Origin of the sequence: Eleftheria terrae, assembly GCF_030419005.1 — a bacterium.
In the GTDB taxonomy this organism is placed as follows: domain Bacteria; phylum Pseudomonadota; class Gammaproteobacteria; order Burkholderiales; family Burkholderiaceae_C; genus Caldimonas; species Caldimonas terrae.
Map to the genome: position 1 here is coordinate 4609021 of NZ_CP106951.1, position 25174 is coordinate 4634194.

The window sequence follows — 25174 nt, forward strand, 5'->3', positions numbered from 1 at the left end:
GGCCGGCTCCCGCTTGACCCTCAGGGCTTGAGACACAGCCCGCCAGCGCCACCTCAGGGGCCACCGCGCAGCCTGGCTGCGAGCGAGCCCGAACCCGATCTGTTGGAGTGATTCCATGAGAACAACATATGCCGGTCTCGTCAGCGAAGCGCTGATGGGCCAGACCGTGACCCTGATGGGCTGGGCCCACCGCCGCCGCGACCACGGCGGGGTCATCTTCATCGACCTGCGCGACCGCGAGGGCCTCGTGCAGGTGGTGTGCGACCCGGACCGTGCCGAGACCTTCAAGACGGCCGAGGGCGTTCGCAACGAGTTCTGCGTGAAGGTGGTGGGCAAGGTGCGCCCGCGCCCGGCCGGCACCGAGAACGCCAACCTCACCAGCGGCAAGGTGGAAGTGCTGTGCCACGAGCTGGAGGTGCTCAACCCCAGCGTGACGCCGCCGTTCCAGCTGGATGACGAGAACCTGTCGGAAACCACGCGCCTGACGCACCGCGTGCTGGACCTGCGCCGGCCCTACATGCAGAAGAACCTCATGCTGCGCTATCGCGTGGCGATGGAGGTGCGCAAGTTCCTCGACGCGCAGGGCTTCGTCGACATCGAGACGCCGATGCTGACCAAGAGCACGCCCGAGGGCGCGCGCGACTACCTGGTGCCCAGCCGTGTGCACGACGGCCACTTCTTCGCGCTGCCGCAGTCGCCGCAGCTGTTCAAGCAGCTGCTGATGGTGGCGGGCTTCGACCGCTACTACCAGATCACCAAGTGCTTCCGTGACGAGGACCTGCGCGCCGATCGCCAGCCGGAGTTCACCCAGATCGACATCGAGACCTCCTTCCTCACCGAACAGGAGATTCGCGACACCTTCGAGGGCATGATCCGCCACGTCTTCAAGACGGCGCTGGACGTGGACCTGGGCGAATACCCGGTGATGAGCTATGCCGACGCGATGCGCCTGTACGGCTCCGACAAGCCGGACCTGCGCGTGAAGCTCGAGTTCACCGAGCTGACCGACGTGATGGCCGACGTCGACTTCAAGGTCTTCTCGACCCCCGCCACGATGAAGGGCGGCCGGGTGGCGGCGCTGTGCATCCCGGGCGGTGGCGAGATGAGCCGCGGCGAGATCGACGCCTACACCGAGTTCGTCAAGATCTACGGTGCCAAGGGCCTGGCCTGGATCAAGGTCAACGACATCGCCAAGGGCCGCGAGGGCCTGCAGTCGCCGATCGTGAAGAACCTGCACGACCGCGCACTGCAGCAGGTGCTGGAGCGCACCGGTGCGAAGACCGGCGACCTGATCTTCTTCGGCGCCGACAAGGCCAAGGTCGTCAACGACGCCCTGGGCGCGCTGCGCGTGAAGATCGGCCACAGCGAGTTCGGCCGCAAGAGCGGGCTGTTCGAGGACCGCTGGGCGCCGCTGTGGGTGGTGGACTTCCCGATGTTCGAGTACGACGAGGACGAGCAGCGCTGGAACGCGGTGCACCATCCCTTCACCGCGCCGAAGGACGGCCACGAGGACCTGATGGACACGGCGCCCGACCAGTGCATCGCCAAGGCCTACGACATGGTGCTCAACGGCTGGGAACTGGGCGGTGGCTCGGTGCGTATCCACCGTGCCGAGGTGCAGAGCAAGGTCTTCAGCGCGCTGAAGATCGGGCCCGAGGAGGCGCAGGCCAAGTTCGGCTTCCTGCTCGACGCGCTGCAGTACGGCGCGCCGCCACATGGTGGCCTGGCCTTCGGCCTGGACCGCCTGGTGACGCTGATGACCAAGGCCGAATCGATCCGCGACGTGATCGCCTTCCCCAAGACCCAGCGCGCGCAGTGCCTGCTGACGCATGCGCCAAGCCAGGTCGACGAGAAGCAGCTGCGCGAGCTGCACATCCGCCTGCGCAACACGCAGCCCGGCGCCGCCGCCTGAGTGGGCGCCTGCGGGACGACAGAAGGGGCGGCTGCGGCCGCCCCTTTTTTGTTTCCGGCGCCGCTGCCCGGGACAGGGGCGTTTCCCCCTGCCGCAGGACCGGTTTTGCCTGCGCCGCGGCGGCGGCCGGCCGGCGGTGCCGAGTTGGTGGTGCTGCCGGCGGTGCGCGCCAGCGGTGGGGCGCCGCGGCGCCGGGCGCGTCGGACGTGCGCTGACGCCACGGCGGCGCTGCATGGGACACAATCGACCGGCCTGCCTCCTCCTCCAGGTCTCCATGTCTGTTGCGCGTCCCTTCAAGATTCCCGAATCGGTGCTGGTCGTGATCCACACCGCCGACCTGCAGGTCCTGCTGCTGGAGCGGGCCGACCGGCCCGGCTTCTGGCAGAGCGTGACAGGTTCCAAGGACGCGCCGGACGAAGACGCCCTGCTGACCGCCCGCCGCGAGGTCGAGGAGGAAACCGGCATCCGGGTGGTCGCGACGCCGCCACGCCCACAGTCGGCCGAGGTGCCGCTGCACCACCTGCAGGACTGGGGCCTGCGCAACGTCTACGAGATCTACCCGGTCTGGCGGCACCGCTATGCGCCGGGGGTGACGCACAACACCGAGCAGGTGTTTGGCCTGCTGGTCCCGCGCGACATTCCGGTGACCCTGGCTCCGCGCGAGCACCTGCAGCACGAGTGGCTGCCCTGGCGCGAGGCGGCCGACCGCTGCTTCTCGCCGTCCAATGCCGAGGCAGTGCTGCAGCTGCCGCGATTTCTCGGCCAGTGAGGGGAGACGATGGGCACCAATCCGCTCAACTCCAGCGTGCTGCCTTCAGGCGATGCCACCGGCGCCACCGCCGACGACCGCCTGCTGCGGGTGGCCACCTACAACATCCACAAGGGCGTGCGTGGCATGGGCCCGAACCGCCGGCTGGAGATCCACAACCTCGGCCTCGGGGTGGAGGCGCTGGACGCGGACCTGGTCTTCCTGCAGGAGGTGCGCAGCTACCACCACCTGGAAGCGCGCCGCTTCCAGCGCAGCTCGTTCGGCTGGCCCAGCCAGCCGCAGGCCGACTTCCTGGCGCCCGAAGGTTATGCGGTGGCCTACCGCACCAACGCCTACACCCGGGGTGGCGAGCATGGCAACGCGCTGCTGTCGCGCTGGCCGATCGGCGACATCGGGCACCACGACGTGTCCGACCACCGCTTCGAGCAGCGCGGCCTGCTGCATGTGCCGGTGCACTGGCAGCAGGTGGAGCTGCACGCCATCGTGGCGCACTTCGGCCTGATCCATTCCAGCCGGGTGCGCCAGGTCGAGCGGCTGGCCGCCTTCATCACGGCCAATGTGCCGCCGCAGGCGCCGCTGGTGGTGGCCGGCGACTTCAACGACTGGGGCGAGAAGCTCGACGGGCTGATGCTCGACTGCGGCCTGGTGCGCGGCCTGGCGCCGCACGGCAAGCGGCCGCTGACCTTCCCGTCTCGGGTGCCGGTGTTCTCGCTTGACCGCTTCTACCTGCGCGGCATGAAATGCGTTTCCACCTTCGTGCCGCGCGGCACCAGCTGGGCGCGCATGTCGGACCACCTGCCGCTGGTGGCCGAGCTGGAGCTGGGCTGAGGCATGGCGCCGCCGCCCCAGCGCTCGCCGGCCCGTGGCGTGCTGCCGCCGGGGCCGCTGTCGTGGTACGAGCACACCCGCGCCCACTTCCTGGGCGGCAACCAGGTGCGCCTGTTGCGCGGCGGCCGCGAGCTGTTCCCGGCCATGTGCGAAGCCATCGGCCGGGCGCGGCATGAAGTGTGGTTTGCCACCTACATCTTCCATGACGACCCGACGGCTGCCGGCGTGGCCGACTGCCTGTGCCAGGCGGCGCGCCGCGGTGTGCGGGTGCGCGCCATCATCGACGGCTTCGGCAGCCATGCCACCTTGCCGCGCCTGCTGCCGCAGCTGCGCGAGGCCGGGGTGCAGGTGATGGTGTTCCGGCCCATCAAGGGCTGGTGGAGCTGGCTGCGGCCGGGGCAGCTGAGGCGGCTGCACCAGAAGCTGTGCGTGGTGGACGGCCACACCGGCTATGTCGGCGGCATCAACGTGATCGACGACCTGTTCGACCTGCGCCACGGCTGGAGCGAGGCGCCGCGCCTGGACTACGCGGTGGAGGTGAGCGGCCCGACGGTGGTGCCGATCGAGCAGACGGCACGCGCCATGTGGACCCGTGCGCGCCTCGGCCGCGACTGGCGCGAGGAACTCGCCGAGCTGGCCCGCAGCCCGCACCGCGTGGCCCGCGCCCGCCGGCTGGTGCGGCGCCTGCAAAGCACCCGCTGGGCCCGCCATGCTCACGCGGTGGCCGACCCGGCGCCCATGCGCGCGGCCTTCGTGGTGCGCGACAACCTGAGTCAGCGCCGCACCATCGAGCGGGCCTACATCGAGGCCATTCGCCATGCGCGCGAGCGCATCGACCTGGTGTCGCCCTACTTCTACCCCGGCCGCGCCTTCCGCCGCGCCTTGCGGCTGGCGGCGCAGCGGGGCGTGCGGGTGCGGCTGCTGCTGCAGGGCAAGCTGGACTACCGCATTGCCGGCCTGGCCGCGCGGGTGCTGTACGACGAGCTGCTGGCCCACGGCGTGCAGATCTATGAATACATGCCGGCCTTCCTGCATGCCAAGGTGGCGCTGGTGGACGACAGCTGGGCCACGGTGGGCAGCTCCAACATCGATCCGCTGTCGCTGCTGCTGAACCTGGAAGCCAACGTGATCGTGCGCGACCCCGCCTTCGTGGACGAGCTGGCCGGCGAGCTGGATGCCGCTTTCGCGGCGTCCCACCAGGTCACCCGGCCCGAGCTGGGCGTGCCCAACTGGTGGAGCCGCGTGCGCCGCGCCTTCGTGGCCTGGGGCGCGCATGTCTACCTCAAGGTGGCCGGCGCCACCGGTCGCTACTGAGGCGAGGGCGGGCATGGCGGAGCCGGACCTGATCGTCGAGCGCCCCGAAGGCCTGTACTGTCCGCCCGGCGACTTCTACATCGACCCCTGGCGCCCGGTGCCGCGGGCGGTCATCACGCATGCGCATGCCGACCATGCGAGGGTGGGCCACGGGCACTACCTGGCGGCCGCGCCCTCGGCCGGCGTGCTGCGGGCCCGGCTGGGTGACATCGCGCTGCAGGCGCTGCCCTATGGCGAAGTGGTGGAACACCGTGGCGTGCGGGTCTCGCTGCACCCGGCGGGCCATGTGCTCGGCTCGGCGCAGGTGAGGGTGGCGCACGGCGGGCGGGTGTGGGTGGTGTCGGGCGACTACAAGGTCGAGCCCGACGCGACCTGCGATGCCTTCGAGCCGGTGCGCTGCGACTGCTTCATCACCGAATCGACCTTCGGCCTGCCGATCTACCGCTGGGAGCCGCAGCAGCAGGTGTTCGCCGCCATCAACGACTGGTGGCGCGCCAATGCCGAGGCTGGCCGGCCCAGCTTGCTGATGGGTTACAGCTTCGGCAAGGCGCAGCGCCTGCTGGCCGGGGTGGACGCGGGCATCGGCCCCATCATCGTGCATGGCGCGGTGGAGCCGCTGAACCGGGCGTACCGCGAGGCCGGCGTGGCGCTGCCGTCGACCCGCTTGGTCAGCGAGGTGAGCGACAAGGCCGACTTCAAGCGGGCCCTGGTGCTGGCGCCGCCCAGCGTGCACGGCAGCGTCTGGTCGCGCCGCTTCGCCGACGCAAGCGACGCCTTTGCCAGCGGCTGGATGCGCCTGCGCGGGGCCCGCCGCCGGCGCGGCGTGGACCGCGGCTTCGTGCTGTCCGACCATGCCGACTGGCCGGGCCTGGCGCAGGCCATCGCAGCCACCGGGGCAGAGCGTGTCATCGTGACGCACGGCTATGAAGCGGTGATGGTGCGCTGGCTGCAGGACCAGGGCCTGCAAGCCGGTGCCTTCCACACCGAATACGGCGACGAGGTGCTGGAAGAGGCGCCGCCGGCCGCAGGTGCCACCGACGCGGCAGACGCCACCGGCACCGGCACCACCGCGGCCGAGCCCGAGTCTTCACCAGGAGGAGCCACCCCATGACCCGCTCGGCCTTCATCCAGGCCTCGCGCCGGCTGGCCAGCCGGTATGCAGCCGGCTGCTGGATCGGCGCCATCCGCCCGGCCTTCAGTGCCGGGCGCATCGAGCACGAGCAGCAGGTGGAGACCTATCCGGCCCACTTCCTGGTGGCCTTGTGGGAGCCGCCCGCGGAGGGCAGCCCGCTGCTGCCCCGCTGGCCGGCGGTGGCTGCCATTGCTTCGCCGGACAGCCAGGCGGCACTGCTGGAGCTGGTGTCGCACCTGCCGCCGCAGGCCTCGCTCTGGCTGGCGGGCGAGGAAGTGGACTGGGCGCTGGTGGCCGCCATCGTGCGGCAGACCGACCGCAACCTGGCGGCCTACCACCGGCTGGAGCTGGACGGCTTCATCGCGCGCTGCCGCGCGGTGGAGGCCGAGGCGATCCGCCAGACCTACAGCGACCGCGACCCCGGCTTCGAGGCCCTCAAGGCGCGGTTGCTGCCGCCCGGGGACAATCCGGCATGACGGCCGCCGCCGCCGGCCGCGTGCGCGTGCCGCCGCGGCAGCCACGACGACACGATGGAGAGGATGGATGTTCCCGATCTACGAGCCGGCTTCCTTTGGCTGGTTCCTGGCCCTGGCGCTGTACTGGGGCAGCCTGCCCTTCGCCCTGGGGCTGTGCGCACTGGCGGTGGCCCTGTGGCGGCGCCAGCCGCGCCCGCGGGTGAGGGCGGCGGTGGTGACGCTGCTGGCGCTGTTGTTCATCGACGCGCGCTTCATCGAGCCGCAGCGGCTCACTGTGCGCGAGACCCGGCTGCACCTGGGCGTGCCCCTGAAGGTGGCGTTGATCGCCGACTACCATCTCGGCGTCTTCAAGGGCGAAGGCTACCTGCGGCGGGTGGTGGAGCGGCTCAACGAGCTGCCGGTGGATGCGGTGCTGATCGCCGGCGACCACACCTACGAGCCCGATCGTCCGGTGGAGGAGCTGCTGGCGCCGCTGGCCGCACTGCGCCACCCGGTGTATTCGGTGCCCGGCAACCACGACGAGGGCATGCCGGGCCCGCCGCTGGCGCGGCCGCTGCGGGCGGCGCTGCTGCAGCATGGTGTGCAGCCGGTGGAGCGCCGCTGGATCGACGCGGGGCCGTTCGTGGTGTTCGGCGTGCGTGACTGGGCCGCGGCCCACGATGCCACGCGCCTGCTGCCGCAGCTGCCGCCGGGCAAGCCGCGCCTGGCCCTGATGCACAACCCCGACGCCGCGATGGAGCTGCCACGGGGCGCCGCCACGCTGGCGCTGGCCGGCCATACCCACTGCGGCCAGGTGCGCATCCCGGGCCTGTACCGCCGCATGATCTCCACCCATGAGCCCTTCGACGGCGGCTTCTACACCTTCCCGCCGGTGCCCACCTTCGTGACCTGCGGCCTGGGCGAGGTGAAGCTGCCGATGCGATTCCTCAACCCGCCGGCCATCGACGTGCTGGACCTGCGCTGAGCGCCCAAGCGCCATGGAAGCCTTCGCCCGCCTGTATGCCGAGCTGGATGCCAGCACCCGCACGCTCGACAAGGTGGCGGCGCTGCGCCGCTACTTCAGCGAGGCGGCCCCGGCGGATGCGGCCTGGGCGGTGTACTTCCTGGCCGGTGGCCGGCCGCGCCAACTCATCCCCACCCGCCAGCTGCGTGCGCTTGCCTGCGAGGTGGCCGGCATCGACGACTGGCTGTTCGAGGAAAGCTACCAGGCCGTGGGCGACTTGGCCGAAACCATCGCCCATGTGCTGCCGCCCGCCACCGGGCTGACCGGGGTGGGGCTGGCCGAATGGGTGGAGCAGCGCCTGCTGCCATTGCGCGGCCTGGCGCCCGAGGTCCAGGCCGAGCGCATCCGCAGCTACTGGCAGGAGCTGGACTGGGCCGGCCGCTTCCTGCTGGCCAAGCTCATCGGTGGCGGCTTCCGGGTCGGTGTGTCGCGGCTGCTGGTGACCCGCGCGCTGGCCGAGCATGCCGGCCTCGACCCCAAGGTGGTGGCGCAGCGCATGATGGGCTTCACCGCGATGGTGGCCGACGGCAGCGCCCGGCCGGACGCCACCCGCTATGCCGCGCTGCTGTCGCAGGAGGACGCGGCGGGCGGCGGCGACGCCGGCCAGCCCTACCCGTTCTTCCTGGCGCACCAGGTGGAGCTGCCGCTGGCGCGCTTCGAGGAACGCCTGGGCCGGCCGTCGGACTGGCTGGTGGAATGGAAGTACGACGGCATCCGCGGCCAGCTGGTCAAGCGCCGTGGCGAGGTGTGGCTCTGGTCGCGTGGCGAGGAGCTGGTGACCGACCGGTTTCCCGAAGTGGTGGCGCTGGCCTGCGAGCTGCCTGACGGCACCGTGCTCGACGGTGAGGTGGTGGTGTGGAAGGACGGGCGGCCGGCCCCGTTCGCGCTGCTGCAGCAGCGCATCGGCCGCAAGACGCTGACCAAGAAGGTGCTGGCCGAGGCGCCGGCCAGCTTCATCGCCTACGACGTGCTCGAATGGCAGGGCCAGGACGTGCGCGGCCAGCCGCAATGGCAGCGCCGCGAGCTGCTGCAGGCGATGTCCCTGCCGCTGTCGCCGCTGGTCGAGGCGGCCGACTGGGCGGCGCTGGCGGCGCTGCGCGAGCAGTCGCGCGAGCGCGGTGTGGAAGGCTTCATGCTCAAGCACCGCCAGGCCGCCTATGGCGTGGGCCGCACCAAGGCCGACGGCACCTGGTGGAAGTGGAAGATCGACCCGATGAGCGTCGATGCGGTGCTCATCTACGCGCAGCGCGGGCACGGCCGGCGCGCCAGCCTCTACACCGACTACACCTTTGCCGTCTGGAGCCGCCCGCCGGCCAATGCGGCCGAGGCGCAGCAGGTGGTGGACGCCATCGAGCGGCGCGAGCCACCGGAGGCGGGCGGCTTGCAGCTGGTGCCGTTCGCCAAGGCCTATTCGGGGCTGACCGACGAGGAGTTCCGCCGCATCGACGCGGTGATCCGCCGCACCACGCTGGAGAAGTTCGGCCCGGTGCGCAGCCTGAAGCCGACGCTGGTGTTCGAGCTCGGCTTCGAAGGCATCAACCGCAGCGGCCGGCACAAGAGCGGCATCGCGGTGCGCTTTCCCCGCATGCTGCGCATCCGCGACGACAAGCCGCTGCACGAGGCGGACACGCTGCAGTCGCTGGAGGCGCTGCTGGCGTTGTGAACGGTGTTGCAGCGCTTGCGCCGCATGCGCGGCGCGCACGGCCGCTCAGGGGGCCGGCTCGAAGGTCTCGCTCTTCACCGTGTGGCGGCCGGCTTCCTTGGCTTCGTAGAGCAGCGCGTCGGCCCGGGCGAAGACCGCCTGGGGATCGCGGTGCGGACTGCCGGGGGGCAGGTAGAGCAGGCCGGCGCTGATCGTCACGCGGCCATGCGGCGAGCCCTCATGCGGCAGGGCCAGGCGGGCCACCTCGGCACACAGCGACAGCACGAAGCCGTGGGCGGCGGCCGCATCGCGGCCGAGGAAGATGACGGCGAACTCCTCGCCGCCGAGCCGGAAGAAGCGGTCGCCGGCGCGCTGCAGCCGGCGCCGTACCGCCGTGCTGACGGCCTGCAGCGCGCGGTCGCCCTGCGGGTGGCCGTAGCGGTCGTTGTAGGCCTTGAAGTGGTCCACGTCGAGCAGGGCCAGGGCCAGGCCCTCGCTGCCGCGCGCCTTGCGGCGCAGCTCGGGGCCGAACACCTCGTTGAAGTGGCGGCGGTTGTAGGCGCCCGTCAGTTCGTCGGTGATGGCCATCTCGGCCAGCCGCTGGTTGGCGGCCTCCAGGGCCTGGGTGCGTTCGCGCACCTGGTGCTCCAGCTGCTCGCTGAGCGCAGTCTTGGCTTCCAGGGCGGCGCGTTCGGCGCCCAGTTTCTCGGCCTCCAGCTGGTTCATGCGGTCGGCCAGGCCGAAGGCCAGCAGCACGAATTCGAGGGCCGAGCCCACCTGCAGGCCATGCTCGGTCAGGGCGTTCGCCGGCAGCACCCCCAGCATGCGCAGCATGTAGAGCACCAGGCCCACCGCCAGCCCGAACCAGGCCAGCAGGTAGTAGCGCGCTGGCCGCGAGCCGCGGCGCCACAGCACCGCGCCGGTCCAGACACTCACTGCCACGCCGAACAGGCCCACCGGCACCAGCAGCATGTAGCTGGCGGCATAGAAGCCGGCCAGCGGGGGCAGCAGGCACACTACATCGAGCGCCAGCAACGCCAGCAGTACCCGGTGCAGGCGCGGTGCAAGCAGGCGCGTCTGCAGGTAGTGGATGGCAAAAATGCCGTGCGCAATGAAGCCGCAGCCGGCCGCGATGGGTACCACCTGGTTGGCCAGCGTCGGGTGCTCGGGCCACCAGTACTGGAAGGCGAAGCCGCGGAAGGCGAAGTTCCAGACGAAAAACGACGCCAGGTAGGCCGCATAGTGGGCATGCAGCGCGGTGCGGGTGGAGGCGTAGAGGAAGAGGTTGTAGAGCAGCAATGCCAGCAGCGCGCCGTAGTAGAGGCCGTAGGCAAAGCGTTCGCGGCCGGCCGATTCCAGCAGGCTCTGTGGCTCCCACAGGCGCAGCTGGGCCGCCTCGTGCAGGCCGTCGGCACTGGCCAGGCGCAGGTAGACCTCGACCATCTCGCCCGCCTCCAGCCGCAGCGGGAACAGCCAGTGCGGGTGGGCCACCGGGCGGCTGGCGAAGGGCTGGCGGTCGCCGGTGTGCCAGGCCCGCAGCGGCTGGCGGGCGCCGGCATGCACCAGCCAGACCTGCACGTCGTCGTGCAGCGGTTGCGCCAGCTCGAGCACCGCCTGAGCCGGGGTGTCGGCGGGCAGCGGGTGCTGCAGGCGCACCCTCAGCCACCAGACCGAGCGTGAGAAGCCCGGGTTCAGCGGGGTGGCGCCGCCCGCGCGCCACTGTTGCAGCGGCAAGGCCAGCACCTCGGGCAGTTGCAGCCGGCCGTGCGGGTCTTCGAGCACCTCCACCTGGGGCGACAGGTCGCGCGGCCAGCCCGGGGCCGGCCCGAGTACCGAGGCGGCCGGCAACGGCCCGGCCAGGGGCGGCCCGCTGTCCGCCGCCATCGCCCGGCCGGTGGCTGCCAGCGCGAGCAGGACGGCGGCGGCGAGCCACAACAGCCAGCGTATCGCGACGGGCAGCCTGGCGGACTTGACGCGTGATTGCCGAGCGGTGGCGAAGGGAGGGAGGCGGTGCTGCTGCAAGGAAACCCGATAGTGGCGCCTGGCGCGGTTTCGGGCAAGGGCAGCGCCCGGAGGTCGGTGGCGGCGGCAGGGCAATCGGCGCCTGCGCTCATGCCGTGCCGGCCCCTGATAGCATCGGCCCATCGCGCGCCGCGGGCCCACAGGCCGGCGGGCGCGCGCCGCCTTGTGCGGTCGATGCCTTGTTCGTCGCCCTGCCGGTCCGCTGGTACGGCCCGCGTGCAGTTTCCTTCGATGGTCGTCTTGTCTCCTTGCCTTTCATCATGAGTGCTTCGCCCCCGGTCTCCACGACCCTGGCTGCCGACGCCGGCGGCTCCCTTCGAGCAGAGGACGCAGCCGCGGCAGTCGCCGCTGGCGCCTCGCCTGGCGCCCTGGCGGCCGGGCCGTTGCCGGCCCCGGCCGAGACGGTGGACGGCGTGCCGGTGTCGGTGCGCATCCGCGAGCGCATCAAGGCGGCGCAGCAGCGTTTCCATGCCAACGACAACATTGCCGACTTCATCGAGCCCGGTGAACTGGAGGCGCTGCTCGACGAAGTGCAGCAGAAGATGGCCGGCGTGCTGGAGAGCCTGGTCATCGACACCGAGAGCGACCACAACACCCAGGACACCGCGCGCCGGGTGGCGAAGATGTACCTGCAGGAGGTGTTCAAGGGCCGCTACGCCAAGATCCCTCCGGTCACCGAGTTCCCCAATGCCGAGCGGCTCAACGAGCTGATGATCGTCGGGCCGGTGACGGTGCGCAGCGCCTGCTCGCACCATTTCTGCCCGATCCTCGGCCGGCTGTGGATCGGCGTGATGCCGAACGAGCATTCGAATCTGATCGGCCTGTCCAAGTACGCCCGGCTGGCCGAATGGATCATGAGCCGCCCGCAGATCCAGGAGGAAGCGGTGACCCAGGTGGCCGACTTGCTGCAGGAGAAGATGCAGCCGGACGGCCTGGCCATCGTGATGGAGGCCGACCATTTCTGCATGCAATGGCGCGGCGTGAAGGACATGGATTCAAAGATGATCAACAGCGTGATGCGCGGCTCCTTCCTGAAGGACCCCAGCCTGCGCCGCGAGTTTCTGTCCCTGCTGAACACCAACAAGAGGTCGTGAAGAAGGAGCTGTCGCCATGCTGATCCGCTTGCTGTATGCCAGCCGGGCCGCCCAGGCCCTCAACCACGAGGCCGTGGAGGCCATCCTCGCGCAGTCGCGCCGCCGCAATCCGGGCCTGGGGCTGACCGGCCTCCTGTGCTATGGCGGCGACGTCTTCATGCAGGTGCTCGAGGGCGGGCGCGAGGCGGTCAACCGGCTGTATGCCGAGATCGTCTGCGACCCGCGGCACCAGGACGTGACGCTGCTGCACTACGAGGAGATCAGCGAGCGGCGCTTCGCTGGCTGGACCATGGGCCAGGTCAACCTGGCGAAGATCAACCCGTCGATCCTGCTCAAGTACTCCGAGCGGCCGGTGCTGGACCCGTATGCGGTGTCGGGGCGGGCCTCGATGGCCTTGCTGGACGATCTCATCGCCACCGCCTCCATCCTCTGAGGAGCGCGGTGCTCGGCGACTGCGCGGGCCGTCCTGGCTTCTGCGGTGCTCGCCGTACCGGGCTTCGGCTGCGCTTCTCGAAGGCAAGCCGGGCCCGCTCGCTCCCCGCTTTCGCCGCGCCCCGGTTCCTGGCTCGCCTGCGGCATCCTGAAGGGGCGTGTGCGGTTCCTGCGGTTTCGTTTTCCACCTATTCGCTGCCGGCTCGCTGGCGCGGCATCGAATGTCTGCTCTTGCCTTTGCTCTCGTGATCGTTGCGGCGCTGCTGCATGCAGCGTGGAATCTGGTGGCCAAGAAGGCCGGCGGGGACAACCGCTTCGTGCTGTTGACCGCCGTCATGATCGTGGTGGTCTGGCTGCCGGTCGGGCTGTGGGCGGCATGGCCGGCCGAGGGGCGGGCCGGGTTGCCGGGCTGGGGCTGGCGCGAATGGGGCTTCGTGCTGGCCAGCGGGGTGGTGCACCTGGCCTATTTCGTGACCCTGCTGCGCGGGTATCGGGCCTCTGACCTCACCGTGGTCTACCCGGTGGCGCGCGGCACCGGGCCGCTGCTGAGCTCGGTGTTTGCGGTGCTGGTGCTGGGCGAGCACCTGTCGAGCCTCGGCGGGGCGGGGGTGCTGGGCGTCACGCTGGGGGTCTTCCTGATCGCCGGCGGGCCCGGGCTGCTGAAGTCGCTGATGGGGCAGTCGGGCGACGCGGCCCAGCGGGCCCGCGTGAAGGCGGGGCTGCTCTACGGCGCGGCCACCGGCTGCCTGATCGCGGGCTACACCGTGATCGACGGCTATGCGGTCAAGCACCTGCTGATCTCGCCCATCCTGATCGACTACTTCGGCAACCTGCTGCGCATTCCCTTCCTGCTGCCGCAGGCGCTGCGTCGCCGCGGCCACACCTGGGAAGCCTGGCGCCTGCAGTGGCGCCATGCGCTGGTGGTGGCGCTGCTGAGCCCGATGGCCTACGTGCTGGTGCTGTATGCGACGCGCCTGGCGCCGCTGAGCCATGTGGCACCGGCCCGCGAGGTGTCGATGCTGTTCGCCGCCCTCATCGGCGGCCGCCTGCTCGGCGAGGGCGACCGCTGGCTGCGCCTGCTCGGCGCGGCCTGCATCGCAGTCGGCGTGATGGCCCTGGCCCTGGGCTGACGGCCGGCCGCTACTGGCCGAACATGCCCTTGATCACGTCGCCCATGCCTTCGACCATGCCGCCCAGGCTGACGCCGAGCGACTCGGCGAGGCCGGCCGCGACCTTGGTGGCCAGGTCCTCGTTGATCGAGAAGTTGGGATCGTCGAGCCGGCCTTCGAGGGTGAACTTCAGCTCCAGCCGGTCCTTCTTGGTCAGGGCCGCCAGCACCGCCTGGCGTGGCAGGCCGGCAAAGGTGGCCAGCGCGCCGCTGCTGTGCAGCTCCAGCCCGACCAGGCTGAGCTGGCCCGGTGCCCGCAGGTGCTGCTTGCGCACCGTGGCGTCCAGGCGCAGGTCCATCGCACCGCGGCGCACGCCGGCGTCGGCCACCTTGATCAGGTAAGGCTGCAGCGCCACCAGGTCGACACCGCGGAAGTCGGCGCTGAGCTTGGCATCCTTCGTCGCCATCGTGAGTTCGCCACCGATCTTGACGCGCCCATCGCGCTGCACGCCCTTGAGCACCCCGTCGAGCTGGACCCGGGTGGCGGTGTCCAGTGCTGGCAGGTCGAGCGGCCCGACCTGCGCCTGCAGGCCTTCCAGCCGCAGCTTCAGCGGCTGCCGCCGCACCGAGGCGTCGTAGAACTCCAGCACCGCGTCCTTCAGCACCACCTCGCCAATGTGCACCGGCAGGCCGCCACCGCTGCTGACGGGGGCCGGCTCCTCGGCAGCGGAGGCGGGCAGCGAGACCTTGCGCGGCCGCGCCGGGCCCGGCTTGCGGGCGGCAGGCTCCGGCCGGGTCAGGGCCGGCAGCACGCGCAGTCGCCCGTCACGGGTGCGCAGCATGGAGACATAGCCGTCTTCCACCGTGATGCGGCGGATGCGCACTTCGGCGGTCAACAGGCTGCGCAGCTCGGGCACGACCAGCACCCGCCGGGCACGCAGCTCGTCCTCGGCCGGCCAGCGGCCAGGGCCGGCCTGCTCGCCGCGCACCCGCACGTCGAGCGCCTCCACGCCGGACCAGCCGACGACCAGGCTGCCGACCTCGCTGCGCGGCCCGAGCGCGGACTCGACCTGTGACTTCAACTGCTGCACCGCGACGCGAAAGCCGATCGCGCCCAGCACCGCCAGCACCAGCAGCACGGCCAGCGCCACGCGCAGCAGGCGGCGCCGTCGTCCGGCGGGCGCGGCGGGGCCGGGCGGGGGGGCATCGGGTGCAGGGGAGATCGTGTTCACGGCGACAGGCAAGTGCGAAGCGGGAGCAGGATTGTGCAAGAGCCGGCGGCCGGATGCCGCGCGCCTGCAGGCGCCCGGGGCGCCGGTCGAGAGGGCCGGGCGTCGACCGACAATGGCAGCTTACGCCTGACCGCCGCGGCCCGCCGCGCTGCCTTCCGATGTCCATCCTCCTGCCTGACGCGCCGGCCACGGTGGCCGGCGTCGATTTCACCAGCCGGCCCAGCCGGGCCAAGCCCATCACGCTGGCGCTCGGCGAGCGGCAGTCCGGGGCGGTGCGCCTGCGCGAGCTGCGTTGCTTCACCAACGAAGCCGGCTTCGCGGCGTGGCTGGCGGCGCCGGGGCCCTGGGTGGGCGCGTTCGACTTCCCGTTCGGCCTGCCACGCGAGCTGGTGGAGCAGCTGGGCTGGCCCACCGAGTGGCCGGCCTTGATGCGGCACTACTGCGCACTGAGCCGGGAGGCCATCCGCGACACGTTCGCGGCCTTTTGCGCGGCCCGGCCGGTGGGCGCGAAGTTCGCGCACCGGGCCTGCGATGCGCCGGCCGGCTGTTCGCCGTCGATGAAGTGGGTGAACCCGCCGGTCGCTTTCATGCTGCATGCCGGCGTGCCCGCGTTGCAGACTGCCGGCGTGCACCTGCCGGGCCTGCAGGACGGCGACCTTTCCCGGGTCGCGCTGGAGGGGTATCCCGGCCTGCTGGCACGCGAGCTCATTGGACGCCGCAGCTACAAGAGCGACGACAGGGCCAGGCAGACGCCCGAGCGGCTGATCGCCCGCAAGGACCTGCTCGACGCGCTGGAGCAGGGCCGCACGCGCCTGGGCCTGCGCCTGAGGCTGAGCCATGCCCAGCGCGACACCCTGGTGGCCGACGCCTCGGGCGACAGCCTCGACGCCGTGCTGTGCATGGTGCAGGCGGCCTGGGGCGCGGAGCGGCCCAACTGGGGCAAGCCGCTGCAGGCGGACCCGCTGGAAGGCTGGATCCTGACCGCGTGAGGCCGGCCGGCGCGGCGGCTGGCCTGTCGCCGCTGGCGCTGCCGTGCGCAGCCGGCCGGCCATAGGGCCACGAACGGTCGGCGCGCGGCCACCGAGCCGCAGGGCAGCGGCAACTGTTCACGCCGGCGCTCGCCGGCGCTCAAGCCGCCGGCGAGCCGGCCGATATGGTGCTGGACGGAGGGTCGAAACAGTCATGGAGCAGCAGGGAACGCAAGGGCAGCCCGGCCGGCCGCTGCCGCCCGCCTGGATCGGCTACCGGTTACTGGCCTGGGCGGTGCTGCTGCTCGGCTTGCTGGCGACCGGCTTCGGCTGGTGGCGCTCGGCAGAGCAGCTGCAGCAGGCCTCGGACACCGCCCTCGACGAGCTGGCGGCGCACAGCGCCGGGCTGATCGAGGAGCGGCTCGGCCGCTACGTCGACCTGCTGACCAGCTTCCAGGCCCTGTTCCGCGGCAACGGCCTTGCCACGCGACGGGCCTTCCATGAGCATTTCGCCGCGATGGACGTGCATGCCCGCTTCCCGGGCGTGCTGGCGGTCAGCTTTGCACCGCGCGTTGCCGAGCAGGAGCGGGCCGCCTTCGAGGCCGGGGTGCAGGCCGACCGCAGCCTGCGCTCGGCCGGCTATCCCGAGTACCGCATCTTCCCGCCCGGCCGCCGCGCGGACTACCTGCCGGTGAGCTACCTCGAACCCATGGTCGGCAACGAGGCGGTGTTCGGTGCCGACCTGTGGCTGGCCGACACCGACCGCCGTGCCACCGAGCGGGCGCGCGACAAGGGCCAGGCGCAGCTGTCACGGCCGCGCCGCCTGCTGCAGGGCGAGCTGGGCCTGACGCTGCGGCTGCCGGTCTACCGCGCGGCCGCCTGGCCGCAGGACGAGACGCGGCGGCGCGCACTGCATGCCGGGCAGGTCACCGGCGTGTTCAAGGCCCGCAACCTGATGCGCGAGGTGCTGCCGCAGGCCCTGGGCCACTACCGTGTGCGCATCACCGACATCGGCGCCATCGAGGACGACGGCGAGGCCGCCGGCGGGCCGGTGCTGCTCTACGACAACGTGTCGCCGGGTGCCGATTTCGACCCGGCCGAGGCCGATGTGCGGGAGCATGTGCTGGCGCTCAACGGGCGGCTCTGGTCGGTGCAGCTGGCGCGGCCGGCGGCCGATGTCCGCTGGCTGCCCTTGCCGCTGGCCATCCTGGGCAGCGGGGCGCTGGCCAGCCTGGCCGCCTTCGCGGTGCTCGCCGGCTTTGCCTCGCGCTACCAGCGCGCGGCCCGGCTGGCGGAGGCACTCGGGCGCGAGGCGCGGCAATCGGCCCTGCGGCTGAAGACGGTGATCGACAGCACCGCCGATGGCATCGTCACGCTCGACGCCCGGCATGTCGTCAGCAGCGTCAATCCGGCCTTCCTGCGCCTGCTCGGTGCCACCGAGGGCCAGGTGCTGGGCCGGGCGCTCGGCCTGTTCCTGCAGGACGGCGAAGGCCTGCCGGTGGACACGCCGGCCCTGGTCGGTGGCGTGCACGAGGCCCGGCTGGGCTTGCCCGGCGGAACCCAGGCGATCACGGTGGACGTGTCGTTCAGCGACATGGCCCTGGACGGCGAGCGCCAGGTGGTGGCCATCCTGCGTGACGCCTCGCAGCGCCGCCGCGTCGAGCAGCAGATCCGCCACCTGGCCCACCACGACGCCCTGACCGGCCTGCCCAACCGCATGCTGCTGCAGGACCGCCTGCAGCAGGCCTTCGAACGGGCCCGGCGCGACGGGCGGGCGGCTGCGCTGCTGTTTGTCGACCTGGACCACTTCAAGGCCGTCAATGACAGCCTGGGGCACGACATGGGCGATGCGGTGCTGCGCGAGGTCGCACGGCGGCTGCGCGACACGGTGCGTGCCGGTGACACGGTGGCCCGGCTGGGCGGCGACGAATTCGTGGTGCTGCTGGCGACACTGCAGGACCCCGACGATTGCCGCCGGGTGGCCGATCAGATCCTGCGGGCGCTGGGCCGGCCGGTGAGCCTGGGCGTGCACAGCGTGCGCATCACGCCCAGCATCGGCGGGGCGCTGGTGTCCGAGGCGCTGGACAGCCCGGCCGAATGGATGCGGCAGGCCGATGCCGCGATGTACCAGGCCAAGCTGCAGGGGCGCAACGCCTTCTGCTGCTCAGAACCCGCCCTGCCCGCGGAGGCCGCGGCGCCCAGCTGCGCCTGAGCGCGGCCGGGCGCCGCCTGGCCGGCCGCAGGCCGGCGAGGCCGTCGCGTCAGTCCATCTTGAACGCGAACTCCTGCACCGCGGTGCCGTCGCTGACGCACTCGTACTGCTTGAGCGCGGCGATGACGGCACCGTTGAACACCCGCGGCGGGGTGGCCGACAGGATGGTCACGTCCACCACCTTGCCATGCTCGATGCGCACCTGCGCCTTCACGACGCCGCTGACACCGTCACGCGCGGCCTGCCGGGGCATCTCGGGCTTCACCTGCTTGGGGCAAGCCAGGCCGATGTCCTGCGGGCCGGCGGGCGGGGCAGGCGGCGCCGGGGGCGCCGGCGGCGGCGTCATCACCGGCGCCTCGGCCGGGCCCTGGTGGCCCAGGGTGCCGATGGCCGGTGCGTCGGGCGCGGCGTTCTCCACCGCGGCGATCGCGGGCGGTGGTGCCGGTGCCGGTGGTGCGGGGGGCGCGGGGCGTGGCACCTCCTTGACGATGCGCTGCGGCGGGGGCGGCGGCTCAGGGGGAGGCGGCGGAGGTGGGGGAGGCGGCGGCGGTGCCTCGGGCACGATGGTGGCCCGGGTGATGCGCTGTGCCTCGGCCATGACCTTGTGCAGGTCGACGTTGGCCAGCGCCACGCCGATCAGCGCCGTCGCGGCCAGTGCCGCACCGATGGCCACCGGCAGCGGGAGCTGCTTGGTGTCCTCCTCCTCCTCGGTCGCCCACAGGGCGCCGTGGATCTTGTGGGTACTGCTCATGGCGGACCTCCGAAGGTGTCACGTCCCGGGCCTGCCGGCACGCCGGCGCGCGGCGGCGCGGCGGCCGAGGCCGGGCCGGCTGCAGGGATGGTGTGAGGGCGGTTCATGCCTCACCCCGTCTGGGTCGCCAGGCCGATCGCCACGATGCCGGTCTCGCGGCACAGGTCCATCACCTTGACGATGTCCTGGTAGCGGGTGGTCTTCTCGCCGGCGATGACCACGTCGACCTTCTTGGTCTGCAGCATCTCACGCAGCTTGGCGGTCAGCATCCCCTCCTCGATGGACTTGCCTTCGAGCAGCAGCTTGCCGTCCTGCGTGACGCCGACCGTGATCTTCACCGTCTCCATGTTCTGGGCGGTTGAAGACTGGGGCAGGTCGAGCTTGATGCCGGCGCCCTGGATCATCTCGGTCATGATGAGCACGAAGAAGACCAGCAGGAACATCATCACGTCGATCATCGGGATGATCTCGATGCGCGGCTTCTCGTCCCCGCCGAAGTAGTGGGAGCGGTGGTTGCGTGCCATGTCGGCCTCCCGGGTTCAGGCGGCGATGACCGCGAAGCGGGTCACCAGCATGGACTTGATCAGGTCCATCTGGTTGATCAGCAGGCGGATGCGCTTGTTGAAGTAGTTCAGGAAGACCACGCAGACGATGGCCACCACCAGGCCGACGGCAGTCGCGACCAGCGCGTGCGCGATCGGGCCGGTGACCGAGGAGACGTTCTGCCCGTTGCTCTGGGCCAGCACCGCGAAGGCTTCCACCAAGTGGACGATGGTGCCCAGCAGGCCCAGCAGCGGGCCGAGCGTGACGCAGGTGTCGAGCAGCCACAGGTTGCGGTCCAGCTTGGGCAGCTGGAACATGATGGTTTCCTCGACGTCGCGCTCGAACACCGCCTCTGGCTGGCCCTTGTGCTGCAGCGCGGATTTCACCAGCTCGCCCTGCACGGTGGTGTCGTAGTGGGTGGCGACCTTGCGGGCATCGTCCACATTGCCCTTGGCCACCTGGCGCAGGTCGTATTCCAGGCTCAGGCCGGAGCGGATGCTCTTGGCGAAGAAGAAGTAGCGCTCGATGATCACCGTCAGGCCGATGATGAAGATGACGACCAGCAGGGGCAGCAGGCCCCAGGAGTCGCGCGAGTACTGGATGATGTCTTGGATCATGGTGTTGCTCCTTCTAAAGCGGGCCGCCTCTTGGCAGGCCCTGTAGTGCATGCGGGGCTCGTGGCCCCGCGGTCAACGAGAACGGGGCGGCTGCGCCGGCCGGCGGGTCCGGGTCCCCGGCCGGCGCGGCGGGGACTCAGAACGTGTAGGACGCGTTGAGGTAGAAGGTGCGTCCGCGAGCGTCGTAGTAACGGTCGTCATAGCCGACCATGTGACCACCGCCCGAAGTCTTGATCGACAGCGGCGGCTCCTTGTCGGCAATGTTCAGGATACCGCCGACGAGGCGCCATTGCTTGGCGATATTCCAGGTGGTCTGCCAGTCGAAGGTGACGAAGCTCTTCACCTTGCGCTTCATGTCGACATAGGCGTTGCCGTTGTCCAGGTCCTCGATCACACCGTCATCCGCCAGGTAGGTCTGGTCGACATAGCCGGAGCGGAAGTTGAGCGTCAGGGTGTGGGAGAAGTCGCCCGACTGCAGGGTGTTGATCCAGCGGCCCTGCCAGCGCACCTTCGCGTTGCCGTCCTCGCCGAAGCGGCCCAGGCTGCTGTAGGTCTTGCCGCCCTTGAGCAGCTGGTAGTCGTTCTTCAGCAGGTAAGTGGCGATGAAGCGCGACGTCAGGCGGCCGGCCGGGGTGCCAACGATGCCTTGCGCGTCCAGGTCGATCCCGCGGTCGTGGCGGGTGCCGAGGTTGTCGTTGTCCTTGCGGAAGGCCAGGTAGTTGATGCCGGTCGCCTTCTCGACGTAGCCGGTGAACTTGTTGCTCCAGGCGAGCGGGTCGGAGAAGGCCACCGACTCGTCGACATAGGAGATGAGGTTCTTGACCTTCACGTTCCACAGGTCGGCGCCGAAGCTGATCGACGAGGTCGGCTCCAGGCGGATGCCCAGGGTCCACTGGTTGGACTTCTCAGGCTCCAGGTCCTTCGTGCCGGCCGCCACCACGTCGTACTGCTGCTTGGTGGGTTGGCACTGCGCGCCTTTCTGGGCCGCCACGGCAGCGAGCGCGTCGTCGCAGCTGTAGCTGCCGCCCGTCACGCCGAACAGCTGCTGGGTGGCGTTGATCTGCGCCACCGTGGGGGCCTTGAAGCCGGTTCCCACCGACGCACGCACCAGCACGCCACGCGCCGGCTGCCAGCGCACCGTGCCTTGCGCGGTCGTCGCGTTGCCCATGTCGGAATAGCGGTCGTACCGCACCGAGCCGCCCAGCTCCAGCTGCTTGGTCAACGGCGCTAGCAGCTCGGCGAAGGTGCCCCAGGCATGGCGCTTCGCGTCGTAGGGCACCAGGGCCGAGGAGTCGCCGAAGCGGACATCGTCGTTCTTCGCTTGCGCGAGGTCGCTGGCGGTCGTCTCCATGCGGTCGCGCAGGTAGTTGGCGCCGACGGCCAGCGACAGCCCGCCGCCTTCGAGCTTGCCGATCTCGGTGGACAGGCGGCCCTGCAGGTAGTCGAGCGTGCTCTCGCCACCGGTGTAGAGGCCGCGCACCTGTGCATCGCGCAGGGCCTGCAGCCCGGCCGGCGACGCCTCGCTGAGCGGAACGAAGGGGTTGATGAGCTGGAGGGCCGCATCCGCAGCGCGCTGGGACATGTAGCCGCTCTTCATGATCGACTCGTACTTGCTGACCGAATGCGTGTAGGACACGTCGTAGTCGAAGCGGTCCACCGTGCCGTCCGAGCCGATCACGAAGTGCCGTGCCTTGCTCTGGTCCTCGCCGACGCGCTGGCCGACCGCCTTCATGCGGTAGCGGGCGATGCCGCCGGCCGGCGCTTCCGGGAAGTCGCCGGGCTGCACACGGATGGAGCCGGGCGACGGAGCGATGCGCGAGGTGGTGGTGGTGTTCGCCAGCAGCACTTCGGCGTACAGGCGCTTGTCGGTGCCCAGCGCCTTGGACCCCGAGGCGTAGAAGGCCGCGCGCTCACGCTCCGGGACGATCTCCAGGTCCTTGACGTAGTCGTAGTAGCAGGTGCCATCGACCTGCACCGACTGGGTGGCGCAGGCGCCGGTGCGGTCCAGGTAGGGGTTCGTGGTGGTGCCGCCGGAGATGAGGTTGGCGGGGATGGTGCCGGGTGAGCCGTTGAACAGCCGGTAGCGCCTGCCGTTGTGCTTGAACGGCACCACGCCGCTGCTGGCGAAGTCGCGGTCGGTCGACTTGAGCTCGTCGCGCTTGTCATAGCTGCCGGACAGCAGGAGGTTCCAGCCGTCCTTGCTGTAGTCGCCAAAGCCCTTGGAGAGGCTGAAGCGGGCCTCGCGGCCGCCGTCCTTGGGGGCCGAGCCGCCCAGGGCCACGACGCCCTCGGTGGTGTCCTTCTTGGTGATGAAGTTCACCACCCCGGCCACCGCGTCCGCGCCATACAGGGCCGAGGCACCGTAGGTGAGCACCTCGATGCGCTCGATGGCGGCCAGCGGGATGACGTTGAGGTCCACGCCGGCGCTCTCGCCGTTCAGGTCCTGGCCGCCATAGCCCGCCAGGCGCCGGCCATTCAGCAGCACCAGGGTCTTGTCCTCGCCGATGCCGTGGATGGAGGCGCCGCTGAAGCCAGCGCCGCTGCCACCGACGGACGCACCGTCATTGGTGAAGCCCTGCATGGCCGGCAGCGCCTGGATCAGCTCGCTGACCGAGGTCGCCCCGGTCTTCTCGATCTCCTCCCGTTTGATGACCTGCACCGGCAGGGCCGTCTCGCCCTGGATGCGCCGCACCGCGGAGCCCGTGATCTCGACCCTCTCGAGCTGGGCAGCGGGAGCCGAGGGCGTGGCAGCAGCCGCCGGTTGTGCCGCGGGTGCGGCCGGGGCGGTTTGCGCCCAGACGGCGCCGTGCGGCGCCACACCGAAGGCGCCCATGGCAATGGCGCCGCAGATCGCGGAGCCGAGCCGATTTCGCTTGAACATACGCTCTCCTGATACACGGGCTCGTGGCCCGGTGGTTGTGGTCTGGTGCGGTTGTTTTTTTCCGCTACCGAATGGCCCGCGGAACGGGCCGGTGAGGCGCAAGGCAAGGGCGATGCCAATGCGCTCGCGCCAAATGCGAAAGCCACGGATCCAGGCGGCATGCGGGCCGGCGGCGCGCGCCGCGAGTCGCGTGCATGCGGGCTGGGCATGCGGTGCAGCGTCTGGTGCATACGCAGCAGATGTGCATGCACTACAGCGGGGCTGCTGGATCTCGTGCATGTCGGAACGGCCTGCGGCTCAGGAGGCGGCGGCGGTGGCCAGCGGCCTGGGGCAGCCGGCGCGGGAGCTGCGCTCGGCGGCCAGCCAGCGGTCCATCCAGCGGTCCAGCACCGACAACGGCAAGGCGCCCTCGTCAAGCACCGCGTTGTGGAAGCGGCGGATGTCGAAGCACTCGCCCAGCTCGCGCTGCATGCGGTTGCGCAGCCCGGCGATGTGCAGCTGGCCGATCTTGTAGCCCAACGCCTGGCCCGGCCAGACAAAATAGCGGTCGACCTCGGCGGCGACTTCTTCCTCGCGCATGCCGGTGCGCTCGGTCATCCAGGAGATGGCCTTGGCGCGGCTCCAGCCGAAAGCATGGATGCCGGTGTCCACCACCAGGCGGGCGGCGCGGTAGATCTCCATGCGCAGCTGGCCGAAGCGGGCATAGGGGTCGGTGTACAGGCCCAGCGAGCTGCCCAGTGTCTCGGCATAGAGCGCCCAGCCTTCGCCGTAGGCCACATACCAGTTGGCGCGGCGCAGCATGGGCAGCTGCGAGAGTTCGAGCGCGCGGGCGTTCTGCAGGTGGTGGCCGGGCACCGCCTCGTGCAGGAACAGGGCCTCCATCTCCCAGGTGGGGCGGCGCTCGAGGGCCATCACGTTGGCATTGAACCAGCCGGCGCGCGAGCCGTCCGCGGTGCCGGGGCTGTAGTACTCGGGCGACTCCGGCCCTTCGTGCTCAGGCTGTGCGCGAATGCCATAGGGCATGCGCGGCAGCTCGGCAAACAGCTTGGGCAGCTCGGCGTCCACCCGCTTGGCGATGTCGCGGTAGCGCGCCAGCAGCGCCTCGGGCGAGTTCAGCAGGAAGCGCGGCTGCGTGTTCATCCAGTCGACGAATTGCGGGAAGGTCCCCTTGAACTCGGTGGAGAGCATGAGCTTCTCCATCTCGCCGCGCAGCCGGGCCACCTCGGACAGGCCCAGCTCGTGGATTTGCTGCGGCTCCATGTCGGTGGTGGTCTGCGAGCGCACCATGAAGCGGTAGTACTCGGGACCGCCGGGGTAGTGCGACATGCCGCCCTCCACCGGGCTGCGCGGCAGGTAGTCCTGCTGCACGAAGGCCTTCAGGCGGGCGAAGGCGGGCCGCACCTGCTGCTCGATGACCTGCCGTGCCTCGCGGGCCAGCGCGTCGCGCTGTGCGGCCGTGAGCTCTTTGGGCAGGTCCTTGAACGGCTGGTACAGCGGGCTGTGCTCTGCATCCGCGGCGACCAGGGTGTCGATCTGCGCCGGCACCTTCTCCATCGAGGAGCGGAAGGTCACCCAGCCGATGCCCATGCCATGGCGCATGGCGCCGATGTCGCGCTCGATGGCGGCGGGCAGCGCGCGCAGCCGGGCCAGGTAGTTGCGGTAGTCCTGCTCGGTGCGGAAGGGCATGTTCAGCACCAGTTGCGGGAACTCCAGATGCACGCCGGCCTTGTTGCTGAGCACCATGGTGCCGGTGGCCGGAAAGCCCAGCGACTGCTCGCTGTCTTCCAGGTGGTGCAGGAAGACGTCGTAGCTCACCTTGCGGGCATCGTCGAGCTGCTCGCGGGGCACCTCGGCCTTGAGCCGGCGGATGTAGTCGCGGGTGCCCTCCAGCTGCCGCTGCAGCGCCGGCAGCGAGCGGTCGGCCAGGCGGTCGTCATAGCGGTGGTCGCCCACGCTGGTGGCCCATTCGGGGTCGATCTGCATCGTCCACTCCCAGTGCTCCTGCATCAGGCGCTCCAGCGCCGGCACCGCCGGGCTGTTGCCGGGCGCTGGGCGGGTGGCACAGCCGCCGACGATGGCAGCCATGCAAAGCAGAAGACAACAGCGGCGCACAAGGGACATACGGGCTCTCCGTGGTGAGGTGCGCCGGCGAGGCCCGGCGCAGTGGATGTGGATGAAGCGCTGCCTCGGATCAAGTGCCGCCGGCAAGGGCGGGTGACACGAGGCTGGGGGGCTGCG

The 25174-nt window shown here is 70.8% G+C and carries 20 protein-coding genes; 13 read left to right on the forward strand and 7 right to left on the reverse strand.

Annotation, left to right across the window (positions count from 1 at the left end; genetic code table 11):
* Positions 1-115 precede the first annotated feature (115 nt).
* From aspS to N7L95_RS20605, 8 genes are all read left to right on the forward strand, one after another.
* On the forward strand, positions 116-1912 hold the full coding sequence (gene aspS, locus N7L95_RS20570; protein ID WP_301257110.1) for an aspartate--tRNA ligase: 1797 nt from the start codon (positions 116-118) through the stop codon (positions 1910-1912).
* A 274-nt stretch (positions 1913-2186) separates the two neighbouring features.
* Complete coding sequence (nudB, locus tag N7L95_RS20575) at positions 2187-2681, forward strand: dihydroneopterin triphosphate diphosphatase (RefSeq protein WP_301257111.1); 495 nt, start codon at positions 2187-2189, stop codon at positions 2679-2681.
* 9 nt (positions 2682-2690) lie between these two features.
* Positions 2691-3509: an endonuclease/exonuclease/phosphatase family protein gene (locus tag N7L95_RS20580; RefSeq protein WP_301257112.1), complete on the forward strand. Its 819-nt coding sequence runs from the start codon at positions 2691-2693 to the stop codon at positions 3507-3509.
* A 3-nt stretch (positions 3510-3512) separates the two neighbouring features.
* Positions 3513-4823, forward strand: a complete 1311-nt coding sequence (gene clsB / locus N7L95_RS20585) for a cardiolipin synthase ClsB (protein ID WP_301257113.1) — start codon at positions 3513-3515, stop codon at positions 4821-4823.
* 13 nt (positions 4824-4836) lie between these two features.
* Complete coding sequence (locus N7L95_RS20590) at positions 4837-5934, forward strand: ligase-associated DNA damage response exonuclease (RefSeq protein WP_301257114.1); 1098 nt, start codon at positions 4837-4839, stop codon at positions 5932-5934.
* On the forward strand, positions 5931-6431 hold the full coding sequence (locus N7L95_RS20595; RefSeq protein ID WP_301257115.1) for a hypothetical protein: 501 nt from the start codon (positions 5931-5933) through the stop codon (positions 6429-6431). The genes N7L95_RS20590 and N7L95_RS20595 overlap by 4 nt, the downstream gene beginning before the upstream one ends.
* Before the next feature lie 67 nt (positions 6432-6498).
* Complete coding sequence (locus N7L95_RS20600; RefSeq protein WP_301257116.1) at positions 6499-7395, forward strand: metallophosphoesterase; 897 nt, start codon at positions 6499-6501, stop codon at positions 7393-7395.
* A 13-nt stretch (positions 7396-7408) separates the two neighbouring features.
* A complete protein-coding gene (locus N7L95_RS20605) occupies positions 7409-9097 on the forward strand; it encodes an ATP-dependent DNA ligase (RefSeq protein ID WP_301257117.1) in 1689 nt (562 codons plus the stop codon).
* A 45-nt stretch (positions 9098-9142) separates the two neighbouring features.
* Here N7L95_RS20605 and N7L95_RS20610 read toward each other — a convergent pair whose 3' ends face one another.
* Positions 9143-11011: a sensor domain-containing diguanylate cyclase gene (locus N7L95_RS20610; RefSeq protein ID WP_301257118.1), complete on the reverse strand. Its 1869-nt coding sequence runs from the start codon at positions 11009-11011 to the stop codon at positions 9143-9145.
* Positions 11012-11358: 347 nt separating this feature from the next.
* On the opposite strand from N7L95_RS20610, the gene folE reads away from it, so the two are divergent.
* The 3 genes from folE to N7L95_RS20625 all read left to right on the forward strand — a co-directional run bounded on the left by folE (position 11359) and on the right by N7L95_RS20625 (position 13754).
* The gene (folE, locus tag N7L95_RS20615; protein WP_301257119.1) at positions 11359-12192 is read left to right on the forward strand and encodes a GTP cyclohydrolase I; all 834 of its coding nucleotides are present in this window, start codon (positions 11359-11361) and stop codon (positions 12190-12192) included.
* A gap of 16 nt (positions 12193-12208) precedes the next feature.
* A complete protein-coding gene (locus tag N7L95_RS20620; RefSeq protein ID WP_301257120.1) occupies positions 12209-12625 on the forward strand; it encodes a BLUF domain-containing protein in 417 nt (138 codons plus the stop codon).
* A gap of 220 nt (positions 12626-12845) precedes the next feature.
* Positions 12846-13754, forward strand: coding sequence for a DMT family transporter (locus N7L95_RS20625; RefSeq protein WP_301257121.1), 909 nt, complete (start codon positions 12846-12848; stop codon positions 13752-13754).
* A gap of 10 nt (positions 13755-13764) precedes the next feature.
* Here the strand turns inward: N7L95_RS20625 and N7L95_RS20630 are convergent, their stop codons facing one another.
* Positions 13765-14964: a DUF748 domain-containing protein gene (locus N7L95_RS20630; protein WP_301257122.1), complete on the reverse strand. Its 1200-nt coding sequence runs from the start codon at positions 14962-14964 to the stop codon at positions 13765-13767.
* A gap of 158 nt (positions 14965-15122) precedes the next feature.
* Between N7L95_RS20630 and N7L95_RS20635 the strand changes: the two genes are divergently transcribed.
* Complete coding sequence (locus N7L95_RS20635) at positions 15123-15953, forward strand: DUF429 domain-containing protein (RefSeq protein WP_301257123.1); 831 nt, start codon at positions 15123-15125, stop codon at positions 15951-15953.
* Positions 15954-16146: 193 nt separating this feature from the next.
* Positions 16147-18144, forward strand: a complete 1998-nt coding sequence (locus N7L95_RS20640) for a sensor domain-containing diguanylate cyclase (protein WP_301257124.1) — start codon at positions 16147-16149, stop codon at positions 18142-18144.
* A gap of 49 nt (positions 18145-18193) precedes the next feature.
* Here the strand turns inward: N7L95_RS20640 and N7L95_RS20645 are convergent, their stop codons facing one another.
* From N7L95_RS20645 to N7L95_RS20665, 5 genes are all read right to left on the reverse strand, one after another.
* Positions 18194-18895 carry an energy transducer TonB gene (locus N7L95_RS20645; protein WP_301257125.1) on the reverse strand — a complete coding sequence of 234 codons (702 nt, stop codon included), beginning with the start codon at positions 18893-18895 and terminating at the stop codon, positions 18194-18196.
* Positions 18896-19005: 110 nt separating this feature from the next.
* Positions 19006-19419 carry an ExbD/TolR family protein gene (locus N7L95_RS20650; RefSeq protein ID WP_301257126.1) on the reverse strand — a complete coding sequence of 138 codons (414 nt, stop codon included), beginning with the start codon at positions 19417-19419 and terminating at the stop codon, positions 19006-19008.
* 15 nt (positions 19420-19434) lie between these two features.
* Positions 19435-20055 (reverse strand): MotA/TolQ/ExbB proton channel family protein, encoded by a 621-nt coding sequence (locus N7L95_RS20655; protein ID WP_301257127.1) that lies wholly within the window; start codon positions 20053-20055, stop codon positions 19435-19437.
* 136 nt (positions 20056-20191) lie between these two features.
* A complete protein-coding gene (locus N7L95_RS20660) occupies positions 20192-22936 on the reverse strand; it encodes a TonB-dependent receptor plug domain-containing protein (protein WP_301257128.1) in 2745 nt (914 codons plus the stop codon).
* 297 nt (positions 22937-23233) lie between these two features.
* Positions 23234-25021, reverse strand: coding sequence for a DUF885 domain-containing protein (locus N7L95_RS20665; protein WP_301257129.1), 1788 nt, complete (start codon positions 25019-25021; stop codon positions 23234-23236).
* Between the last annotated feature and the right edge of the window lie 153 nt (positions 25022-25174).

Excerpts from the sequence above, each read along its gene's own strand:
- aspS (WP_301257110.1), top strand. The coding sequence starts at position 116 with ATGAGAACAACATATGCCGGTCTCGTCAGCGAAGCGCTGATGGGCCAG.
- nudB (WP_301257111.1), top strand. The coding sequence starts at position 2,187 with ATGTCTGTTGCGCGTCCCTTCAAGATTCCCGAATCGGTGCTGGTCGTG.
- N7L95_RS20580 (WP_301257112.1), top strand. The coding sequence starts at position 2,691 with ATGGGCACCAATCCGCTCAACTCCAGCGTGCTGCCTTCAGGCGATGCC.
- clsB (WP_301257113.1), top strand. The coding sequence starts at position 3,513 with ATGGCGCCGCCGCCCCAGCGCTCGCCGGCCCGTGGCGTGCTGCCGCCG.
- N7L95_RS20590 (WP_301257114.1), top strand. The coding sequence starts at position 4,837 with ATGGCGGAGCCGGACCTGATCGTCGAGCGCCCCGAAGGCCTGTACTGT.
- N7L95_RS20595 (WP_301257115.1), top strand. The coding sequence starts at position 5,931 with ATGACCCGCTCGGCCTTCATCCAGGCCTCGCGCCGGCTGGCCAGCCGG.
- N7L95_RS20600 (WP_301257116.1), top strand. The coding sequence starts at position 6,499 with ATGTTCCCGATCTACGAGCCGGCTTCCTTTGGCTGGTTCCTGGCCCTG.
- N7L95_RS20605 (WP_301257117.1), top strand. The coding sequence starts at position 7,409 with ATGGAAGCCTTCGCCCGCCTGTATGCCGAGCTGGATGCCAGCACCCGC.
- folE (WP_301257119.1), top strand. The coding sequence starts at position 11,359 with ATGAGTGCTTCGCCCCCGGTCTCCACGACCCTGGCTGCCGACGCCGGC.
- N7L95_RS20620 (WP_301257120.1), top strand. The coding sequence starts at position 12,209 with ATGCTGATCCGCTTGCTGTATGCCAGCCGGGCCGCCCAGGCCCTCAAC.
- N7L95_RS20625 (WP_301257121.1), top strand. The coding sequence starts at position 12,846 with ATGTCTGCTCTTGCCTTTGCTCTCGTGATCGTTGCGGCGCTGCTGCAT.
- N7L95_RS20635 (WP_301257123.1), top strand. The coding sequence starts at position 15,123 with ATGTCCATCCTCCTGCCTGACGCGCCGGCCACGGTGGCCGGCGTCGAT.
- N7L95_RS20640 (WP_301257124.1), top strand. The coding sequence starts at position 16,147 with ATGGAGCAGCAGGGAACGCAAGGGCAGCCCGGCCGGCCGCTGCCGCCC.
- N7L95_RS20645 (WP_301257125.1), bottom strand. The coding sequence starts at position 18,895 with ATGAGCAGTACCCACAAGATCCACGGCGCCCTGTGGGCGACCGAGGAG.
- N7L95_RS20650 (WP_301257126.1), bottom strand. The coding sequence starts at position 19,419 with ATGGCACGCAACCACCGCTCCCACTACTTCGGCGGGGACGAGAAGCCG.
- N7L95_RS20655 (WP_301257127.1), bottom strand. The coding sequence starts at position 20,055 with ATGATCCAAGACATCATCCAGTACTCGCGCGACTCCTGGGGCCTGCTG.
- N7L95_RS20660 (WP_301257128.1), bottom strand. The coding sequence starts at position 22,936 with ATGTTCAAGCGAAATCGGCTCGGCTCCGCGATCTGCGGCGCCATTGCC.
- N7L95_RS20665 (WP_301257129.1), bottom strand. The coding sequence starts at position 25,021 with ATGGCTGCCATCGTCGGCGGCTGTGCCACCCGCCCAGCGCCCGGCAAC.